Consider the following 21,138-nt stretch of genomic DNA (forward strand, 5'->3'; position numbering starts at 1 on the left):
TCGTATGCCGGAGTTTGGAGACGCATCATGAAACGCATTGAGTACAGCAGCTATGGCGGGCCAGAGGTCATGCAGGTCCAGAACTTTGAGCTGCCTCCCCCTGGCGAAGGTGAAGTCGGTGTCAGCGTCAAGTATTCAGCGATCAATCCAATTGACTGGAAGCTGCGGATTGGACAAATGAAGATCGTTACTGGCAGGAAGTTCCCTCGCGCGATGGGAATGGACTTCTCTGGCACGGTTATATCCCTCGGCGCAGGCGTGACGCGGTTTAAAGTCGGTGACCCCGTGTTTGGACTCGCCCAATTTAAAGAAAGCGGAGCGTTCGGCCACGCCGTTATCACAAAAGAGGCGTTTTTAGCCCATAAGCCGGATGACGTGTCATTCGAGCACGCCGCCTGCCTGGGCACCCCAGGTATAACTGCCTGGAACGGGCTTATAGACAAGGCCAAGCTGCGAGCCGGCCAGCATGTCTTCATCAATGGATGTGCCGGAGCAGTAGGCGAAGCGGCTGTACAAATAGCTCTGATGCAGGGGGCCGTCGTCTCGGGCAGCTGCAGCGACAGGGACATGCAGCGAGCAAAGTCGCTGGGTGTGCAGAATGTTTATGATTATCGGAACATGCAGCTATCGAGTGTTGCTAATCGATTCGACGTGGTTTACGACACTGCGGCAACGCTGCCGGTATCTAGAGGCGTTGCGACGCTAAAATCAGGAGGCGTATTTCTTGATCTGAACCCCGGCCCTGGCAAGTTTGTCCGCGCTTTTTTTGATCGCAGACTCAAAATGATCATAGGCTCACCGCGCGCCGAGATATTGGATAAGCTTGCCAAGGCTGCCAGCGAGAGGCACTACAACGTCCGAGTAGCGGAAACCGTTTCGATGTCCGAGGCGATTCGACTTATCACTGAGCTTGAGAAAGGCCGTAAGCTCGGCGGTAAAGGTGTCATCGCGATGGAGTAGGCATGGCTAGGAGTCACCGTTTGTTTGAGCTAATGCAAGTGCTGCGCCGACATCGTAGAACGGTGTCGGGTCAGACACTTGCGCTGGAGTTGGGCGTTTCATTACGCACCATACGTCGCGATGTGGTGACCTTGCAGGGGATGGGCGCCGACATCGAGGGTGAGCCCGGCTTAGGTTATATTTTGAAACCTGGCTTTCTGTTACCCCCGCTTGCATTTACAGAAGAAGAAATTCAGGCACTTGTAGTCGGTGCCCAGTGGGTCAGTCGTCAGACTGACGATAAATTTGCCTTCGCGGTGAAGAACGCGCTGGCCAAAATTGACGCCGTGTTGCCTGCGGATATGCGTCACACCTTTGACGACGAAACGTTCTACGTGGGCGCCCACGCCCACCTTCCCACTTCAATCGACCTGAGTGAAATTCGGTTTGCATTGCGCGAACAGCGCAAACTGCTTATGACCTTGTCAATTCCCCACGCACCTGCAGATAAACAAATTGTCTGGCCGATCATGCTGGGCTTTATTGACGCAAAGCGCTTCCTGTCGGCGTGGTGTGAAGCAGACAACCGGTTTCGCGTGATTGCTATGGACGACATCGCAAAACTGGAAGTGCTTGCCGAGCGCTACAGTCGTACCCGGCGCCAACTTATTAAGGAATGGCGGGCTCATGAGGTCTTGCCTTGTAACCGCTCTGGCGAGGTATGCTGATCGGAGGAATAAAAGACGTCGGATGGTGCGCCTCTGGCGATAATGGCCCATCTGAGGGCATGCTTTGGATGGTTTGAAAAGAATGCCCCAGCATAATGCCCAATCAAAAAGTCGCGGCGTATTTGCCTGCCCCAATGAGCTGACTCTGGCGCCATGATGAGATCGGATAACCCCGTATCCTTCACCTGACCGGCAGATGGATATCCCTGATAGACGTAAGAGAAACGCCATGCTGAGCGCTTAGCGCCACTTCATCGAGCAACTGATCGGGCGGCAGTTGCAATGTCAGGATCTGTTGCTTCAGCCGTTCGTAGAGACCCTGCTCGCGCTTCACGACAACTCCGTCGGTTGCTTCCCAGCTCGCCCCAGCCCTTTACTGCCTCGAAATTGCCCCAGTCCCGCGACTGGGGCGATAAGGCCGTCACGCCCTCTGCAGCACTCAGGAGGCGTCGATCCAGATGGTTTTTATCTCGGTGTATTGGTCGTGCGCCCAGATGGATTTGTCCCGCCCACCGAACCCCGACTCCTTGTAACCACCGAAGGGCGTAGACGCATCCCCCTCTCCAAAACAGTTGACGGTCACAATGCCGGCGCGAATGCCGCGTGACAGCTTCAATGCATTGCGCAGGTTGCCGGTATACGCCGACGCAGCCAAACCGTAGGCCGTATCGTTGGCCAGTTCGATGGCTTCATCGAGGGTATTGAAGGTGGTGACACTCAGCACAGGGCCGAAAATTTCCTCTTGGAACAGGCGACTGCTACGCCCTACTCCGTCCAGGATAGTCGGCTCTACGAAGATATTATCAACGGTATTTCCGCCCGCCAGAACAGTCAGCTTTTCGTCCTTGGCATGGTCGATGTAGGACTGCACTTTCTCAAAATGCGCTTTGCTGACCATAGAACCCAAACGGTTGTCCGGGTCAAGGGGGTCGCCCATTTTCCAGTCTTTGAGGTGCACCTGAATACGCTCAAGCAACACGTCCTTGATGTCGGTATGAACGAGCAAGCGCGAAGATGCCGAGCAGTTTTCGCCCATGTTCCAAAAGGCGCCGTTCACGACGTGTTGCGCAACCTGGTCGATGTCCTCGGCGTCATTCATCACCACCGCTGGGTTTTTTCCGCCACATTCCAGCACGATGCGCTTGAGGTTGGATTCACTGGAGTACTTGAGGAAAATCCGCCCCGTTTCGGTCGAGCCGGTAAAGCTGACCATGGCCACGTCACCATGCCGGCCCAACGGTTCACCTGCCTCCTTGCCACCACCAGGCACCACGTTGAACACGCCGGCGGGAACGCCAGCTTGGTAAGCCAGCTCAGCAACTCGTAGCGCGCTCAGGGTGGTTTCCTTTGCCGGCTTGACCACGATAGAGCAACCTGCAGCCAACGACGGGCCGATTTTCCAGGCGAGCATCAGCAGCGGGAAATTCCACGGCAGCACCAGGCCCACCACGCCGATAGGCTCGCGTACCACCATAGTCACAGCGCCCGAACCCACCGGCGCAGTAGCGTCGTAGATTTTGTCGATCAGTTCGGCGTGCCAACGCAGCGTGTGGATCGTCTCCGGTACATCAACGTTCTGGCACTCGCGGATGGGTTTGCCGCTGTCCAGGCTTTCAAGTACCGCCAGTTCGTGCGAGTTGTCCTCCAACAACTGGGCAAAACGCAGCAGCACGCTTTTACGTGCAGCAGGTGAAAGACCCTGCCAGCGTGCATCTTCAAACGCTGCCTTGGCAGCCGCCACCGCCACGTTTACGTCTTGGGCATCACAGGCCGAAATCTCGGCCAGTACGTCACCGGTGGCCGGATTGGTGGTGGTGAACGTGCGGCCCGATTTCGCGCTGCGAAACTGGCCGTCGATAAACGCCTGAGTGCGAAACTCAAGCTTGCCGGCCAGTTCGCGGTAGGCTTCTTTACTCAGCAGACCAGCCATTTCAAGCACCTCCCACAATGTGCGCGACGTTTTGCTTAAGCGTTTGGATCACCGCTTTGAGCGCCTGCTTCTCGGACTCTTCCAGCGCCTGCAATGGCGCACGGACACCACCGGCACGCAAGCCGCTCAGTTCACTGCCATGCTTGATCGATTGCACAAACTTGCCGCCTTCAAGGAGGTCCATCAACGGCAGCAGGGCCGACATGATGCGGCGGCCTTTGTCGAAGTCTTTTTCAATCACGCAGGCCTCATACATCGCAACGTGTTCGCGAGGAATGAAATTGGAGCCGGCGCATACCCAGCTGCGAGCGCCCCAGGCGAAGAACTCCAGGGCTTGATCATCCCAACCGCACGAGATCTGGATCGAAGGATGGGCGCAGGCCAAGCGATGCAGGCGATTCATTTCCCCGGAGCTTTCTTTGATTGCTTCAATGTTCTTGCACTGCGCAATCGCTTCGAAGAACTCATCCCCCATGGCCACCCCCATACGCGCCGGGTAGTTGTAGAGCATGATGGGCAGGCCTGCTGCCTTGTCTACCGCCAGCACATGGGCGGCGATTTCTTTTTGGGTGGGCAAGGCATAAGGCGGAGAACCCACCAGGATCGCATCTGCCTTGATCGCCTTGGCTTGTTCAGCGAAGTACACCGAATCCTCGGTTCTGATCCCGCCGGTGCCGACAACCAGCGGCAGACGACCTTGCAGGACACTCTTTGCACGTTCAGCCACCGCCAGACGTTCAGCAGGCGTATGAGCGTAATACTCACCCGTGGAGCCGCCGATAATGATGCCGTGAACCTTGGACTCGACCAGGTATTCAAGCACTTCATCAAAGGCCGAATAATCAACTTGACCATCCGAAGAGAGCGGAGTTATCGCGGGGGTAAAAATGCCGTCAAAGTTCATGCTGTTTTCTCCAGTAATTCCAAGGTTGATCCAGGGATTGCTAATTCAACGAGGCGGCTTGTTGCAGGTTGAGTGACCGTGTTTCAGGCGCCAGCACCCAAGACAATACGAGCCCCACCAACGAAATGGCGGCGGCGACATACAGGGTCTCGGCGATCCCTAACTTGCTCAATGAGATAGGCACCAAGTAAGTGCCCGCGGCGGCACCGATGCGTGAGAGCGACGTGCCTACGCCGACCGCAAATGCGCGAATTTCTGTGGGAAACAGTTCATTGGGATACACCAGTGTGAGCACTTGTGCGCCGCCGATAAACAGGGCGTACACAACGAAAAAGAACAGCACCAAAAGGCTCGGGCCCGCATGGCCGATGGCCAGACCCAACAACGCCAAACCTGAACACAGAAAACTGTAAATAAGCAGATTTCGCCGACCGATCGAATTGATTATCCGGGTGGAGATAATGCAGCCGATGACGAAGAACAATGTGATCGCAACCGAGCCCAGCGAGGCTGAATCACCGCTTATTTTCAGCGCCGCCAACACTTTGGGGGCGAATGCATAAACAGCGAACAGCGGCACGACGGAGCAGGTCCAGAACACCACCACAAACAACATGCGTTTACCGTAACCGGAATGCACAAGGTTTAAGATCGTGATCTTTTCGCCGGCAGGTTCCTCGGGCAGATTAGCCAGCGAGAAATGCTCGCCATACACCTGCTTGATAATCGCCTCGGCCTCAGCTGTTCGCCCCTGCTTGATCAGCCAACGCGGTGATTCCGGCGTGCCCAGACGCACGGTAAACAACAGGGCGCCGATCACTGCGGCGCTGGCCAGTACCAGTCGCCAGGCATCCGGACCCAATGCGTTGAACATGACTTCGCCGACGATGTAGGCGGTCGCGGCACCGGCGAACCAGAGGATGGTCAGCATCGCCAATCGTGGGCCACGGTATTTCTTGGGAAGGAATTCGACGAGTAACGATGTCGCCACTGGGTATTCGATACCAACGGCAATACCCAACAACAACCGGAGGAAAAATATAACGACGGCCGACTCGGCCCAATATTGTGCCAAGGACGCGACGATGAATAAGGTAGGGCCCGCAAACAAGAGACGCTTTCGCCCCATGACATCGGTCAACCAACCGCCCAGGAAGCCACCGAAAAAAATTCCGATCAGTGCGGAGGCGGCAATCATGCCCTCCCAGAAATCATCCAGCGCCAGGGACTTTGACATATGTATCAGCGCGACGCCGATAATACTCAGAACGTATCCGTCAACAAAGGAACCGCCGCCTGAACGAACAGTCAGTAGCCGATGAAACCCATTCAGCGGGACGTCTTCAATTGAAACAACAGCGCTCTTCATTTCTTGTCCTTATCCTTAGTGCTTGCAATAGCCAGCTAAAGTGACCTCAGCTTTCTCGACCGGCGCGGTACTGCCCCCATTTGAGGTTTGCGTTGACGCCCAACGAGAGAAACGGCTGCGGCGGGTTACTGTTCGGCCCTGGTGCGTTCAATAGAAAGTCGATCCGTTCATCACGTTGGCCAGCGAGCCAATCTGCAAGCAATTGCCCTGTCACTGTGCCGCGGGTCACACCCAGGCCATTGCAACCCAACGCGCCATAAACGTTGGGAGCCAACTCACCGAAGAAACCGTTATGGTTACGAGTCATGGCCAATGCACCGCCCCAGGTGTATTCAAAATTGACGTTGGGCAACATGGGAAAGCGTTTATCAAACGAGGCTTTATGCCGGCGTATGAATCGCTCGTTATATCGACTGTCACTGCGGCCGTCGGGATTGAAACTAAAGCTGTTTCTGATCAGCAAGCGGTTATCCGGTGTACGCCTGACGGTGGTCCCAAATGGATCAGCTGGGATCGCGCCCCAATACGGTTTTCCACCGAGTTGTGCCTGCTCTTCTGACGTCAATTGCCGCGTGATACTGCCGTAGGTATAGATGGGCAACATCCGGCCCTTGAGGAAACCAAAGCGCATGCCAAAAGAGTTGTTCGCCAGGATCAGATTGTCGGCGGTGATACTTCCATTGGCATGTTTCAGTACGGTTTTCGCACCGTACTCAACTTCGAGAATCGGCGTACGCTCATACAATGTCACGTTGGCTGGCAAATGGTCAGCGAGCCCTTTGACCAGTGCCGACGGCTGAAGCAACACGGCACCCGGTGTGTATAACGCCTTACGGTAGAAGTGCGTACCCAGATGATTAGGCAACTCATCTTGCTCAATCATTTGATAGGGTTGCTCCAACTTATCCAGCCCACGCCGATAGGCTTCGAGTACCGCGATCCCGCGGTCCTCCACGGCTGCCTGGTACTTGCCGCAGGCTTTCATCTGACAATCGATGCCGTGTTGATCGACCAAGTCGCGCAGAATGGATTGCCCCGCCAGATTGAGCTTCAGACTAGACTTGGCAAGGGCGATGTCGCCGATGTAATCCTCAGCGCCGATATCATGGGGCAGATCGATAGCGAATCCGGCGTTCCTGCCGGATGGCCCAAGGCCCACCTCCTGAGCCTCAACCAGCACGACCTCGACATTGGGAAAGTTCAACGCCAGTTGCCGTGCTGCCGCCAGCCCGGTAAAGCCCGCACCAACAATCACCCAACGGGCAGTGCTGTGCCCCTCGTGGGCGGGTTTCGGCTTGCGCGGTCGGCTTAAATGAAACCAGCCACAGCTATTATCGTCGGCGGGTAGGGAGGTAACTTTCATAATAGTAGGACCGTAAAGTTGGATGCATTACCGGGTCCAACACAACACAATGCGCAGGACGAAATAAACTAAATAACTAACCGACTACACAACGGCCAAATGCGTTTCAAAAACCTGCCGCAATTGCATAGCGTTCCGAATTGCTAAAGTCGCTGGAATAATAGTTATCCCTGAACGTCATTGGCGGCAGGCCGAACAAATCCTTGAAGCGCTTATAAAAGTGCGGATAGCTGACAAAACCGGTAGCGAGTGCCACATCCGTCAACGAGCGATTACTTTGAATAATCAGTTGGCGGGCGCGGGTGAGTCGCAGCTCCAGATAGTAGCGGTTGGGCGCCGCGTTTAAATAGCGCGCAAACCTGCGTTCAAGCTGCCGACGCGAAACCCCCACGTGACTGGCGATCTCATCGATCTCCATGGGTTCCTCAATGTGGTTTTCCATCAGTGAGACCGCAACGTTCAGCGGCCGAGGAACCGGTTTAACCAGGCTGACAGCACCAAGGGTTACATCGTTGAATGGCGGCTTTTTGGGTTGATGTACACGTTTGATTTCGTCCACGAGGTCAGCATCGTGCTGTGAGCTGAGGTCCTGCATGATTGCCAGGGTCATATCCAAAGCAGATGAGGCACCGGCGCACGTCGCGCGCCGCTGGGCAAAGGTGTATTCGGCCTCCCCCGTTTTCACTTGGGGGTAATACTCGTTGATCAACGCACAGCTATCGGCATGACAGGCGCAATACTGGTCATCGAGCAGGCCCGCATCGGCCAGGTAAAACGCAGCATTCCATACACCAGCGACGACTCCCCTTCCCCCGGCCGTCTTTTTCAATACGCGGCGAATGGTGGGGTTGCTGGACAGCCTTACTCGCTGACCACCGATAACAAACAGCGCATCGTGATTGATTTTTTCAACGCTCAAAGTTTCCGAAGACAGCGGTATGCCGATATCACTTCCAACCAAACCGCCCAAGAGCGAATACGTCGATACTTTGTAGACGGTCTTACTGTTGATCAGGTTGCCGGTCGCCAGCGCGTCCATCGCTGTTGAGAGTGAGGTTAATGAAAAGTGGTCGAGCAAAATAAATGCCACCCGCACAACTCTTTCATGACCGACCGACTCGGTAGTTTGCTGAAATCCAATATTCTGTAACTTCAACGCGCTTTGGAAGGTATCCATTATCTTCGCCACCTGATCATTTTATTACGTAAAACAAACGCAGCCGGTCCCGCCTACGGCCAGCTCAATCGAGCTGGCCGTACTTTCCTTGCTGTTTTCTATTGCTTGGCTTCTGCGCGCGCGTCACTCAACCAGCCATCGTATTGCGCTTGGTGAGCCTTGATCCATTCGGCGGCATGGCGCTTGATGTCAGCGAGTGATTTCTCACCCTTTTGCATGCGCAGGTTCTGGGCACTTTCGTCGTCCGTGGTAATGCTGACTTCTGACAGAAACTTGCGAGCCACCGGATTCTTCTCGGCAAACTCTTTGTTCATTACAGCATTCACGGTATCCACTGGGAAACCGAGATTTTTACCCTGATAAAAGGTGTCTTTATTGTCTTTGCCATCAGGCAACGAGGTGAATGGAACTGGCAGCCATACGACGTCGCGCCCTTCCACCAGCACGCTGGAGATCCATTGCGGCACCCAGGTGAAATACAACACAGGTTTGCCCTGTTGGAACCTGGCGATAGTGTCAGCCATCAGCGCGAAGTAGGAACCCCGGTTGTCCACGACAGTTGGGCCCAGGCCATAGGCTTTCATGTGGTGTTCAACCATCACTTCGCAGCCCCAGCCGGGGTTGCAACCGGTCATGTCCGCCTTGCCATCGCCATTGGCGTCGAACAACTTCGCGATCTCCGGTTTCTTCAAATCCGAGAGATCCTTGATGTTGTAGGCTTCGGCTGTTTTCTTGTCGATCATGTAGCCCTGCAGCACGCCCTTCATGACCTGGCCAACTTTCACCATGGTGTCGTCGCCGCCGGCTTTCTTGTAAAAGCCCGCGTGCAGGTTCTCCCACTCATGGACAGTGAAATCCGCATCGCCATAGGAGAGCGCCAGGAACATCGCGGGATAGTCAACTTCCTTGGGGGCTTTTACGTCATAGCCAAGGTCTTTCAAGCCTGCAATGGCCACCTCACCGCGAAAACGTTCTTCAGCAATGGTCGGGAAAATAGGCGTGATGGAAACACCGTCACCCGGTTTGTTTGCATCAGCGGCATACGCTACCGAACATATAGTTGCACCCAACATGGAGGCCATCAGCGTCGCGACGACGGTTTGCTTAAGGTTTGCAAGTTTCATATTTCATCACGCTTGAATTTATAGTAGGTGAGCAGATGTGCTTAGTTAGTCACTGGGCGTGCTACGTTCTTTTTCTTCTTGAGTTTCATCACTAGGCCAACCGGCCCGGTTTCGTACCAACGCTGGCCGGTTGCCAGATCACTGCTGCGCTCGCCCATCGCTTGGGTCAAACGATCGAGGAAGACTGCCAGGAGTACCAGGCCGGCACCGCCGACGCTGGCCAGCCCCATGTCCAGGCGGCCGATGCCGCTCAATACCATCAGCCCAAGCCCGCCAACGGATATCATCGAAGCAACGACGACCATCGAAAGTGAAAGCATAAGTGTCTGGTTCAACCCGGCCATCATGGTCGGCGCGGCAAGGGGCAGTTGGACCTTCAACAGCATCTGGGTGGCGGTGCAGCCAAACGCACGTGCGGCTTCGACTTTATCGGCGGGTACCTGGCGGATGCCCAAGTTGGTCAGGCGCACCAAGGGCGCAACCGAGAAAATAATCGTCACTATGACGCCTGGAACGTTACCGATGCCAAACAACATCACCACAGGCACCAGGTAAACGAAAGCAGGCAATGTCTGCATCGCGTCCAACACCGGACGCACGATCACTTCCATTCGGTCGCTGCGGGCACAGAGGATGCCCAGGGGAATACCAATAACCGCACAGAAGAGTAATGAAGTCAGGACCAAAGCGAGAGTCACCATGGCATCGGCCCATACACCGATCAAGCCTAGTCCGGTCAATGTAGCGATACTGAAAATTGCGATTCGTTTACCGCCGATCTGCCAACTGACCAATCCGGCGATAAGAATGAATACTGTGGGGGGCACGGAAAGCAGGCCCCACTGAACACCATCAAGCACTTGGTCAACCGGCCAGCGAATCGAGCGGAAGACTTCCCGAAAATTATGCACCAGGTAAGTCAGTGCCGCTTCAACCCAAGCGCCCAATGGAACAGTGAAACTTTGGAACGGGTCCAAATAATTAAAGTCCGACATGATACTTCCTCGCCCTCAGAACTTGAGACTGCTCTGATTATTCAAATTAACTATTATTCAGGCAGCTCAGAAGATGGCCTTGGGAAATCGAGCCCTTATACAGGCCAACTTCATCCACCACCGGCATAGGCGTTGCGCAGGCCGCGACGATATGCAGAATCTCTCTGAGCGAAGCTTCTGCTCTTAAAGGGGTGTGACGACCAGGCTCATAGGTAATGCTGGTGTCCTGTTGAGCGATATCGCCCGCTTTCAGAATTCGACTGGTGTCGAATCCATTAAAGAAATCGCGCACGTATTTATTGATGGGGTTGCACAACAACTCACGCGGGGTGCCAATTTGCACCACCCGACCGCCTTCCATGATTGCGATGCGGTGGCCGATCCGTACGGCCTCTTCAATGTCGTGGGAAATAAAGATGATGGTGCGGTTCTGCTCGGCCTGCAGCTTGATCAATTCGCCCTGCATCTCGCTGCGAATCATTGGGTCAAGGGCCGAAAACGCTTCGTCCATCAACAGGATCGCCGGGTCATTGGCCAGGGCTCGGGCGAGGCCGACGCGCTGTTGCATGCCGCCGGAGAGCTGATGGGGAAAGCTGAATTCCTGACCAGCAAGGCCAACCTGGGTCAGCGCACCCATGGCGCGGCAGTAGCGTTCTTTCTCGGCGACGCCGCTGATCTCCAAACCAAAGCTGACGTTGTCGATGACGCTCATGTGCGGCATCAGTGCAAAGGATTGAAAGACCATACCCATGTCTTTCCTGCGCACTTGCAGAAGATCTTTATCCGCCAGACCAGTGATTTCCTTACCATTCAGAAAGATCGAGCCACTGGTCGGTTCAATCAAGCGGTTGAACAAGCGGACCATGGTTGACTTGCCGGAGCCCGACAGCCCCATGATGACAAAGATCTCGCCGCGGCGGACGGAGAAGTTCGCATCGAAGACGCCAATAGCTTGCCCGGTTTTTTTAAAGACCTCTTCTTTAGAGGCCCCATCAGCCAACAACTTCATTGCGAGGTCCGGCTGAGTGCCGAATACCTTATAGACATTTTTGACGGAAATGATTTCGTCGGAATTAGTCATACCTTGCCCCTTCGTGTTCAGCACTATTCGCTTTAAGCGATACGTAAACGATCGAAAATAGTTTTAAACGGCAGCGGTAATGAATAGGGAGTTTCACGACGGGTTTCCTTTTATTATTTTTCGGCCCCTAGGAAAGAGGGATGTTTCAAATTTAGTATTAACACACCGTCAATTCCAACTACATTTAGGGGGACAATTGGATAACGTCGGGTTATAGGTCGTCTCAAGCGGACAGTTTTCTGGCTGCGGCACCCAGGCGCGACCCGTTATGTCTCAAAAACGACCTGCACGCCGTTTTTACCGTCTGGCTTCAGTTACTCTCGCGTCGCTTCGTTGGGGAGCGGCTGCATGAGGAGAACGTAAGGATGTCAAAGCATGTCGACCCTGACAGCATTCTGCTGAAAATGCCGTCGTTGAGGGCCGTGAAAGCATTTGTAGCGGCTGCAAAGTACGAGAGCTTCACCCTTGGCGCCGAGGCGCTTTGTGTTTCGCAGGCGGCTATCAGCCGGCAGATTCGCGAGCTGGAGGAGTACCTGGGTGCGCAGCTTTTCAACCGCGTAGGGCGTGCTGTCGAACTGACTTCTGCCGGGGCAGTGTTCTTTGATGCCGCGCAGCTGTCATTTGTAAACATCGCCCAGGCAGCCGAGCGAATCCGCAGCAGCCAGTCCTCCAAAAAAATGCTGACCGTCTGCTGCTCCCCCGCCTTTTCCGCCCTATGGCTGTCAGACCACCTGCCCGAATTCATCAGACAAAACCCCGGCATTGAGTTGAACCTGGTCACGACGCAGAACTTCCTGACCATGGAGCCCGGGGTACAGCCGGACGTCTTCATTACCAAAATGGCCCGTGTCCGGGACGACTATAAAAGCTACCCGTTGTGCCATGACGTGATCTATCCCGTTTGCAGCCCGAAATTTTTGGAGCAACACCCGGAAATCTCGACGATCGAAGGTCTGAGAGACTCAGCCCTGCTGAACCTGAGCCCCTACGGACGATCCCAGGTAGCCGAGCACGTTGACTGGGGTGTCTGGTTTGCTTTTCAGTCGATTGACATTGATGATCGCCCGCAAGAAAGCCCCCAGATTTTCAATGCCAACGACTACAACTTGCTGATCAGCATGGTGCTGACCCACCAAGGTATTGCCCTGGGTTGGAATCACCTGGTTACCCGGCTGGTAGAGCGTGGGGTGTTGGTGCGACCGATCCAGCAGCAAGTTCAGCTGCGCAACAGTTCGCACTACTTGAGCTGCCGAGAAAACGCCGAGAACGAAGATGAGCTGCGCCGGTTTCGTGAGTGGCTCCTGGCCAAGTTCCCCCGCTGACGCCGCCTGCCTTAGAAGCATAGTCGTCATTTTTGTTATCGATTGCCCTACGAAAATGTTGCTGGAACGGTGAGCCCTCGCTGGGCCATCGTGCAGCGACACCATAATAATTTTCGTAAGGAATGCCCGGGATGTCACTGTTCGAATTTTGTCGCGATTTCGATCTCCAGCAAGCACCCGCCCACACGCAAGCCATACTCAGAAATAGCCTGCTGGATATCGTCGGTGTGATGGCCGGTGCGGCATCCAATGACACCAGCGAGATAATGCGCAGCTATGCGCGCCTCCACTACCCCGGTGGTGTGTACACCAGCCGGCTGATGTTCGATGGCCAGCGCGTGAGTATGCTTGGAGCCGCCTGGGCTGGCGGATTTTCCGCAGACAGCCTGGACGCTCACGAAGGGCACTTCAAATCCAAAGGGCACGCCGGCGCAACGGTGGTTCCGGCGTTGCTGGCCTTGACCGATGCATTGCACCACAACGGACAGGACATCAGCGGGCACGAATTTCTGTCGGCGCTGTGCATTGGCTATGAAACCGCGCTGCGCGCTGGCACTGCACTGATGGCAACCTCGCCCACCTACCACGCCTCTGGTGGTTTTACCGCCATGGGGGTGGTGTGTGCTGGAGCACGATTGCTTGAGTTTGATGAGCCAACCTTTCGGCACGCTTTGGGCATTGCCGAGTATTTCAGCGCACGCTGCCCAATGATGCGTGTGGTGCTGGCACCGACCATGTTGCGCGATGCACATGGAGCAGGTGTTTACGTTGGCTTGAATGCATTGTTGATGGCGCAGGCGGGTATGACCGGCGCACCCGCTGAAACCGTGGAGGACCCAAGCGTCGCGGCACATTGGGCCGCCATGGGGGAACACTGGGAAATTGATAGCCAGTACTTCAAGCCCTGGCCCGTGTGCAGATGGGCGCAACCCGCCTTGACGGCGATGCTTGAAATACAGCGCCAGCATCCCGAGTTGAGCGCTGACACCATTGAAACAATCCGTGTAGAGACGTTCTTCGAATCGATGTGCCTGCAGGGTCATACCCCACGCAACGCAGATGAAGCCCAATACGCGTTGGCGTTTCCGCTTGCAGCGCTGATTGTCAGAGGCAAAGTGGGGCCTGATGAGGTCACGGGGAACTCAATCACCGCACCCGATATTCTCTCGCTGAGTTCACGCATCGAGATTGTCGAAGCGGCGGATATTTCCGCGCGTTTCCCGGATGAAATTCTTTCCAGACTTACCCTTACCTTGCAAGACGGTACGATCATCGTCAGCCCTGTTACTGCGGCAAAAGGTGATCCGCATACCGCGATGACGGCCGCTGAACTGGATGGAAAATTCGACCTATTCAGTAGCCATCTTGGAGTTGAACGAAGCCTTGCGGTGAAGCACGCGATTCATTCATTGAGTCAGGCGCACTCAGCCATTACGACGCTGGAGCCTATATTTTCAAGGGTTACGCATTCCGAGGAAGGGGCTCATCGATAACCTGAAATTATTGATTGCCCCTACGAAATGTCGTTTGCGGGCGTCGCGACAGCCCCCTAGGCTGTCCTCTATCTAAAAAGAACATGAAGTTGTTGCACCTTTATTAAGCTGCCAACCGATACCAATCTTTTAGAGCACTATAAAAGTCACCGTTAAAGGTGAGCGCTCACGTTATTTATCCTGGGAGGATAAGATGGATAATAAAGAAACTGTGTTTGACCTGATTGCCCAACGTAAACCTTGGCACTCACTCCCGGGAAAGCTCTACAGCAGCGAAGGCGTCTATCGCCAGGACCTAGAGCAGATTTGGCACAAAGACTGGATCTTCGCGGGGCACACATTTGAATTGGAAAAGCCTGGTCAATACTTCACGCTGCAAGTGGGGGACTATCCTGTGGCTGTAGTGCGTGGCAAGGACGGCGAAGTGCGTGCATTTCACAATGCTTGCCGCCACCGCGGGGCAAAAATCTGTGAAGCCGACCATGGCAAAGTCGCCAAGATGGTGTGCCCTTACCACAAGTGGACCTACGAGTTGGACGGCAATCTGCTGTTCGCCGGGAACATGGGCCAGGATTTTGACAAATCCGAATACAACCTAAAAAGCGTTCATTGCGAAATCGTGAACACCTTTATTTATGTGTGTGTCGCGAACAAAGCACCGGATTTCGAGAGCTTCCGTACCGCCGTGACACCCTTTGTCGCCCCGCACAATCTCGATGATTGCAAAGTGGCCTTCGAGTCCAATATCGTCGAGAAGGGCAATTGGAAACTGGTCTTCGAAAATAACCGTGAGTGCTATCACTGCGACGGCTCCCACCCCGAGTTGCTGCAATCGTTCGTGGACAACCTTTCTGTGGGCGGTACCAGCGGCGGCGACGACCCGGAGCTTTCCGCTTACTGGAACAAATGCGAAAAAGTCGGCTTGCCAAGTCGCTTGGTGATGGACATCAACGGCCAGTTCCGCATGACCCGCATCCCATTGTCCAAGGGCGCGGTGAGCTATACCATGGACGGTAAGCCCGCGGTCACCAGCCGCCTGGATACCACCGGCGAAGCGGATATCGGCGCACTGCTGTACTTCAACTATCCGTCGACGTGGAACCACTTCCTGGGGGACCACGCTCTGAGCTTCCGCGTGCTCCCCATCAGCGCGACGGAAACCTTGGTGACCACGAAATGGCTGGTGCTTAAAACCGCCGTAGAAGGCGTGGACTACGACATTGATCGATTGACCAAGGTATGGATCGCTACCAACGATCAGGACCGTACCCTCGTAGAAGGCACGCAGCGCGGTGTGACCTCACCCTCTTATGAGCCAGGCCCGTACTCCGAAACCGCCGAGACCGGTGTCTGCCAATTCGATGATTGGTATTGCGCCACTATGATGGAAAGGATCAAAGGGCCTATTCCCTTGAAGTCTGTCGGCTAAGAACGCCGCCTGATGGGTAAGCCTTTCAATAGGAAGGCTTACGCCTTAGCAACTCCTCGTTGTTTTGCCCACTGCTTCCCCTCCTTTCTCAGGCGCTCGAATGACCGCCGTCGACGGCATATTTACCTTTATTTAATAGTTATCCAGCCATAGACATATAGCCCGAAAAAACTACAGCGCAAACTCCGCCCGGATCAGCGTGCCCCCTTCGGCGCGGTTGCTGGCGGTAATGGCTCCGCCATGGGCATGGCAGATTGCGCGGGCGATGGACAAGCCCAGCCCGCTGCCGCCTGAATAACGCGCCCTGGAGCGCTCCGCCCGCCAGAAGCGGTCAAATACGCTGTCCAGGTGCTGAACCTCGATACCTGGGCCGCGGTCACCGATCTCTAACACCACCCGGTCTTCGACTTTATGCGCCGTGACGCTCAATTTGCCCCCGCTAGCCGCGTAACGCAGCAGGTTATCCACCAGGATATTGATCACCTGGCCCAGGCGATCGCGATCGGCATGCAGACGAAACCCATCGGCAATGCTGACCTGCGCACGCACGCGGGCCTCATTCAGTTGCGGCTGGAACCAGGCCAGTCGTTCGGCGACCAGGGCCGCCAAGGAAAAATCGCTGCGCTCCAGCACCAACCGGCCGGCCCGGGCCATCGACAACAGGTGCAGGTCATCCACCAGTTTTCGCAGTTGATCGAGCTGGCGCTTGACCATGCCCAACTGCGCGGCATCGCTGGGGAACACCTCATCGAGCATGCCCTGCACCCGGCCCATGGCGGCGTTCAACGGCGTGCGCAGTTCGTGGGCGATGACCGCGCTGGACTCGCGTACATCGCGCTCATAGCGCTCCAGTTGCGTCGTCATGCTGTTGAAGTCGCCAATCAGTCGCTGCAGCTCATCGGGTGCGTCGCGATGAACCGGCAGGCGCGTCAGGAAATCACCGCCGGCAACCCGTCGCGCGCCCTGGGCAATCGCCGAGAACTGGCTGGACAAGGGCCGCGAAAACCACAAGCCACAGGCGATGATGATCGGAATAGCTGCCAGCACCAGGCAAGCCAGAATCAGCCAGTCGCGGTTGGCCATGTCCGGCAGGAAGAATTCCACCGGATAATATTCAGCAACCAGTTGGCGCAAGCGTGTCTCATTGAGCTGCGGCTCGACGCGCAGCTGCAGCAACTCCTCGCGCGCCGCTGGCGGCAGGTGCTGCACAAAGTACTGGTCCGACAGTCTGAAGTTGATCCACATGCAGATTGCGATCACCACCACCGCGCCGATCGCCAACAGGCTCATGCGCATGCCGACCCAGCGCCACAGGGGTTTGTCGTTGACCCGTGAGTTCTCAAGCATGGTGCTCACCTGAATCGATAGCCGATGGAACGCACCGTCACCAGTACCCCGACGATGCCATGGGTTTCGAGCTTGCGCCGCAGGTTGTGCACATGGGCGTCGACAACGCGGGCCAGGGCTTCGCTTTCCGGCAAGCAGATTTCCAGCAGCTCATTACGGGTGAAGGCCTTGGAGGGGGTCTTCAGCAAGGTGACCAACAGTTTGAACTCCGTCGGCGTCAGGTCCAGCAACTGCGACGGCGCATCGCGGTATTCAATGGCCGCGGTAAAGGCGATGAGGTCCACTCGCAGGTTTTCATGACGCAGTAACTGTTCCACCGGTTGGCTGCCCGTGGTACGCCGCAACACCGCGTGCACCCGCGCCACCACCTCGCGTGGGCTGTAGGGCTTGACCACATAGTCGTCCGCGCCATAGCGCAAGGCGCCGAGTTTTTCCGGCTCGTCGCCCATTGCCGTGACCATGATCACCGCCGTATCACTGCTGCGCCGCACCGCAGACAACACCTCGGTGCCACTCAAGCGCGGCAGCATTACGTCGAGCAATATCAGGTCGGGCCGCCAACTTTTGTGCAGGTCCAGACCGCGCTGGCCATCTTCGGCCAGGGCGACCTCAAAACCGTCCCGACGCAGATAGGCTTCGAGAATGTTGGCGCTGTCGGCGTCGTCTTCGACGATGAGGATACGTTTTCCTGACACAAAGAAGCCTCTTGATGAAACCTTGATAATTCACGAACGGTTTATTGAAAGTCCGCGGGCAGTATTGCCCTACGCCCGGCTTTCGCGAGCCGATCCTATGCCGACCACTGCATCGCTGTCCAAGCCTATCCAGCTGCCTGAACGTCTTGGCGCGGTTTTGCTGTTGGTCGCCACGCTGTCCGGCGCACCGCTATTTTCCTCCGCTGAAAGGGTTTCACCATGAACTTGACCACTCCTCCTACCCGTACCGCGCTATGGGGCGCCGCCGCATTGATGGCCTGCACGCTCGCGGCCCCGGCACAGGCGGCCGACGCCAGCCCGGCAGCCGACAAAACCACCACTACCCTGGGCCTTGGCATGGGGATCACGCCGCGCTACATGGGCGCCGACCGCTACCGCGCGCTTGTGCTGCCGATGTTCAGCATCCAGCGTGGCGTGCTGTTCGCCGACACCACCCGTGGGCTGGGCCTGCAATTTCAATCCGACAGCGGCTTTGGCGCCAGCGCGGCGATCAACTACGACCTGGGTCGCAAGGAGAAGGACAGCGCCAGCCGCCCGGGTGACCGCGAGCTGAACGGCATGGGCGATGTCAACGGCGCCACCGTGGCCGACTTCACCCTCAGCCAGCAACTGCTTGACTGGCTGTCGGTCAGCGGCGAAGCCGAACTGCGCATGGCCGGCGAGCACCGTGGCAACCGTTACCGCTTTGGCCTGGAAGGCATCCTGATGCATACCGACAGCGACACCCTGGCCCTGGACATTGACGCCCATGCCGGCGATGGCCGCTACAACCAGACCTTCTTCGGCGTCAGCCAGGCACAGAGCCAGCGTTCGCTCTATGGAAAATACAGCGCCGATGCCGGGATCTACGCCTACTCCGCCGCCATGAACTGGCAGCACAGCCTGGACGCACACTGGTCGACGCTGGTCAGCCTGACGCTGACCCAGTACGCCGACCAGGCCCGTAACAGCCCGCTGGTCCGACGTGAGAGCGCCGGCCTGGGCATGTTCGCCATCAACTACACCTTCTGATAACGAGGCGCCAGGCATGCCGGGTTTTGCTCAATTGTTCCGTGCTTGGGGCCGTCTCCTGATGCTCGCCGCGCTGCCGCTGAGTATCGGTGTCCAAGCCTCCGCGTTCGTCCACCCAGGCCTGTTGCAGACCGAGGAGGACTTCATACGCATCCGCGAAAAACTGGCCAACCATAACCAGCCGTGGCTGGCCGGCTGGCAGAAGCTGATCGCCAACCGGCACGCCTCCCTGGCCTGGAACCCGAACCCGGTCGCGGTGGTGTATCGGGGCGCAGATGGCCGACATCCGGAAAACTACGCCAGGTTATTCAACGACGCTGCCGCCGCGTACGCCTTGGCCCTGCGCTGGCAGCTTTCGGGCGATACCGCGTATGCCGACAAAGCCGTAGCGATGTTGAACCAATGGTCCACCACCCTGACGGCGATTGAAGGCACATCGGATCGTTTCCTGGCATCCGGTTTGTATGGTTATCAACTCGCCAATGCCGCAGAGTTACTGCGCGGTTATTCAAGGTGGACGGCTGCGGACTTTCATCAATTCCAGCGCATGATGCTCACGGTCTTCTACCCGATGAATCATGATTTCCTGGTACGTCACAATAACGCGCTGGTCGACCACTATTGGGCGAACTGGGACCTGGCGAACATGAACTCGATGCTGGCGATTGGCGTACTGACCGACCGCCGCGATATCTATGATGAAGCGGTCAACTATTTCAAACATGGCGCTGGCAACGGTGCCATTGAGCACGTGGTTTGGAAGCTCTACGGCAATGGCTTGGGCCAAACCCAGGAAAGCGGGCGTGACCAGGCGCATACATTGCTCGATATCGCCTTGCTCGGCAGTTTCTGCCAAATGGCCTGGAGTCAGGGTGAGGACTTGTTCGGTTACCAGAACAACCGCGTGCTACAAGGCGCCGAGTACGTGGCCAAGTACAACCTGGGCCACGACGTGCCATTCACCCCCTTTATCAACAACGGTTTCAAGCAAACCGTTATCTCGCCAGAACATCGCGGCGACATCCGTCCGATCTGGGAACTGCTCTACAACCACTACGTCGTGCTTAAAGGCCTCAAGGCGCCGTACGTGAAAGCCTTCGCGCAGAAGGTCCAGGTGGAAGGTGGTGGCGGTGATTACGGGCCGAACAGCGGTGGCTACGATCAGTTAGGGTATGGAACCTTGCTGTATTCGTTGGGGGAATACGGGCTGTCCAACACTCAGCTGATGCCGTGAGGGTCTCAGTGCGCCCCTACGTCACTTCCTGACGCGGGGCGCGACCCAGCGACCAACCGAAGTTCATGCCCGCAGCCGCCAGCAGGATGGCGCTCGCTCCGATCACTTGCAGGACGCTGAGCGGATGCGCAAAGGCAACCCAGTCGACCAGGATGGCCACGATCGGATAGATGAATGATAGAGCCCCCACCAGCGCCGTGGGGATTTTCTGGATGGCGCTGTACAGCAAGGTGGACATGAGCCCGGTATGAACCACGCCGATAATGATCAGGTACGTCCAGGCGCCCTCCACCGTATCGACCCTGCCCACATCCACGAACGGGGCCAGGACCAGCGCACCGACCACCATCTGGATCAGCACGATCAGGTGCGCGGGCAGGTCCTTGAGGCGTTTGGTGATCGCTGCCGCCACCGCGTAGAAGAAGGCTGAAGCCAGGGCCAGGCAGACGCCCAGCACGTAGTCGGCACCCGTGGCCTGCCCACTGCCCTTGGCGGATACGATCAGCATCAGGCCGGCGAAGGCCAACAGCAGCCAGCCGACCTTGGCGGCGCTGAGGCGTTCGGCAAAAAACAGCACGCCCAGGCCCACCAGCATGAACGGCTGGACGTGGTAGACCACCGTGGCAATGGCGATGGAGGAGTGTTTGTAGGCACTGAACAGCAGCACCCAATTGAGGATCAGCGCCAGCCCGCCCAGGCACACCAGCATGAACTGCCGGAGGCTGATCACAGAGCGGCGCAGTACCCCAAGCACCAGGCACGTCACCAGCATCGCCATGGCACCGAACACGCAACGCCAGAACACCACGGCCTCCGGGCTCTGCCCCGACATGACGACGAACCAGCCCACTGTGCCGGAGATCAACATGGCCGAGATCATTTCGAGGGTCCCGCGGGTTTGCGCCTTCATCACTCACTGCTTCCTTGCTCTCGACATTGCCGTAACCTGAGCCGCCATAGGCAGTACAGCCGCAAA

General features: G+C 56.5%; 19 protein-coding genes. 7 read left to right on the forward strand and 12 right to left on the reverse strand.

All coding sequences use genetic code 11. From position 1 onward, the window contains the following. Positions 1–27: 27 nt before the first annotated feature. Together QZR30_RS09485 and QZR30_RS09490 are read left to right on the forward strand one after the other, a co-directional pair. Positions 28–960, forward strand: coding sequence for an NAD(P)-dependent alcohol dehydrogenase (locus QZR30_RS09485; RefSeq protein ID WP_311903240.1), 933 nt, complete (start codon positions 28–30; stop codon positions 958–960). A 2-nt stretch (positions 961–962) separates the two neighbouring features. Next, positions 963–1,667 carry a helix-turn-helix transcriptional regulator gene (locus tag QZR30_RS09490; RefSeq protein ID WP_046068051.1) on the forward strand — a complete coding sequence of 235 codons (705 nt, stop codon included), beginning with the start codon at positions 963–965 and terminating at the stop codon, positions 1,665–1,667. 181 nt (positions 1,668–1,848) lie between these two features. Here QZR30_RS09490 and QZR30_RS09495 read toward each other — a convergent pair whose 3' ends face one another. From QZR30_RS09495 to QZR30_RS09535, 9 genes are all read right to left on the reverse strand, one after another. Further along, on the reverse strand, positions 1,849–2,001 hold the full coding sequence (locus QZR30_RS09495) for a GntR family transcriptional regulator (protein ID WP_080944608.1): 153 nt from the start codon (positions 1,999–2,001) through the stop codon (positions 1,849–1,851). Between the two features lie 105 nt (positions 2,002–2,106). Then, on the reverse strand, positions 2,107–3,597 hold the full coding sequence (locus tag QZR30_RS09500; protein WP_056845900.1) for an aldehyde dehydrogenase: 1,491 nt from the start codon (positions 3,595–3,597) through the stop codon (positions 2,107–2,109). A gap of 1 nt (position 3,598) precedes the next feature. Beyond that, positions 3,599–4,501 carry a dihydrodipicolinate synthase family protein gene (locus QZR30_RS09505; protein WP_046068049.1) on the reverse strand — a complete coding sequence of 301 codons (903 nt, stop codon included), beginning with the start codon at positions 4,499–4,501 and terminating at the stop codon, positions 3,599–3,601. Positions 4,502–4,541: 40 nt separating this feature from the next. Continuing rightward, positions 4,542–5,870 carry an MFS transporter gene (locus QZR30_RS09510; protein WP_046068048.1) on the reverse strand — a complete coding sequence of 443 codons (1,329 nt, stop codon included), beginning with the start codon at positions 5,868–5,870 and terminating at the stop codon, positions 4,542–4,544. A gap of 46 nt (positions 5,871–5,916) precedes the next feature. Then, positions 5,917–7,236, reverse strand: a complete 1,320-nt coding sequence (locus QZR30_RS09515) for an NAD(P)/FAD-dependent oxidoreductase (RefSeq protein WP_046068047.1) — start codon at positions 7,234–7,236, stop codon at positions 5,917–5,919. Between the two features lie 103 nt (positions 7,237–7,339). Further along, positions 7,340–8,410 (reverse strand): GlxA family transcriptional regulator, encoded by a 1,071-nt coding sequence (locus QZR30_RS09520; RefSeq protein ID WP_056845896.1) that lies wholly within the window; start codon positions 8,408–8,410, stop codon positions 7,340–7,342. 98 nt (positions 8,411–8,508) lie between these two features. Beyond that, entirely contained in the window at positions 8,509–9,534 is a 1,026-nt protein-coding gene (gene proX, locus QZR30_RS09525) for a glycine betaine/L-proline ABC transporter substrate-binding protein ProX (protein WP_046068045.1), read from the reverse strand. Between the two features lie 41 nt (positions 9,535–9,575). Continuing rightward, positions 9,576–10,529: a glycine betaine/L-proline ABC transporter permease ProW gene (gene proW / locus QZR30_RS09530; protein WP_046068044.1), complete on the reverse strand. Its 954-nt coding sequence runs from the start codon at positions 10,527–10,529 to the stop codon at positions 9,576–9,578. Positions 10,530–10,575: 46 nt separating this feature from the next. Continuing rightward, on the reverse strand, positions 10,576–11,610 hold the full coding sequence (locus QZR30_RS09535; RefSeq protein ID WP_046068043.1) for a quaternary amine ABC transporter ATP-binding protein: 1,035 nt from the start codon (positions 11,608–11,610) through the stop codon (positions 10,576–10,578). A gap of 365 nt (positions 11,611–11,975) precedes the next feature. Between QZR30_RS09535 and QZR30_RS09540 the strand changes: the two genes are divergently transcribed. From QZR30_RS09540 to QZR30_RS09550, 3 genes are all read left to right on the forward strand, one after another. Next, on the forward strand, positions 11,976–12,932 hold the full coding sequence (locus QZR30_RS09540) for a LysR substrate-binding domain-containing protein (protein WP_046068042.1): 957 nt from the start codon (positions 11,976–11,978) through the stop codon (positions 12,930–12,932). A gap of 131 nt (positions 12,933–13,063) precedes the next feature. Further along, entirely contained in the window at positions 13,064–14,425 is a 1,362-nt protein-coding gene (locus QZR30_RS09545; RefSeq protein ID WP_046068041.1) for an MmgE/PrpD family protein, read from the forward strand. 193 nt (positions 14,426–14,618) lie between these two features. Further along, positions 14,619–15,854, forward strand: coding sequence for an aromatic ring-hydroxylating oxygenase subunit alpha (locus QZR30_RS09550; protein ID WP_059397401.1), 1,236 nt, complete (start codon positions 14,619–14,621; stop codon positions 15,852–15,854). A gap of 171 nt (positions 15,855–16,025) precedes the next feature. Here the strand turns inward: QZR30_RS09550 and QZR30_RS09555 are convergent, their stop codons facing one another. Both QZR30_RS09555 and QZR30_RS09560 read right to left on the reverse strand, forming a co-directional pair. Next, entirely contained in the window at positions 16,026–17,201 is a 1,176-nt protein-coding gene (locus QZR30_RS09555; protein ID WP_311903241.1) for a sensor histidine kinase, read from the reverse strand. A 5-nt stretch (positions 17,202–17,206) separates the two neighbouring features. Continuing rightward, positions 17,207–17,896, reverse strand: a complete 690-nt coding sequence (locus QZR30_RS09560; protein ID WP_046068038.1) for a response regulator — start codon at positions 17,894–17,896, stop codon at positions 17,207–17,209. A 219-nt stretch (positions 17,897–18,115) separates the two neighbouring features. Here QZR30_RS09560 and QZR30_RS09565 point away from each other — a divergent pair, with 219 nt between their 5' ends. Continuing rightward, positions 18,116–18,928, forward strand: a complete 813-nt coding sequence (locus tag QZR30_RS09565) for a MipA/OmpV family protein (protein ID WP_046068037.1) — start codon at positions 18,116–18,118, stop codon at positions 18,926–18,928. A gap of 61 nt (positions 18,929–18,989) precedes the next feature. Further along, positions 18,990–20,162, forward strand: coding sequence for an alginate lyase family protein (locus QZR30_RS09570; RefSeq protein ID WP_199525541.1), 1,173 nt, complete (start codon positions 18,990–18,992; stop codon positions 20,160–20,162). Positions 20,163–20,178: 16 nt separating this feature from the next. Here the strand turns inward: QZR30_RS09570 and QZR30_RS09575 are convergent, their stop codons facing one another. After that, positions 20,179–21,072 (reverse strand): DMT family transporter, encoded by an 894-nt coding sequence (locus QZR30_RS09575; RefSeq protein WP_059397403.1) that lies wholly within the window; start codon positions 21,070–21,072, stop codon positions 20,179–20,181. Between the last annotated feature and the right edge of the window lie 66 nt (positions 21,073–21,138).

This window comes from Pseudomonas sp. rhizo25, from assembly GCF_031931935.1.
GTDB lineage: Bacteria > Pseudomonadota > Gammaproteobacteria > Pseudomonadales > Pseudomonadaceae > Aquipseudomonas > Aquipseudomonas synxantha.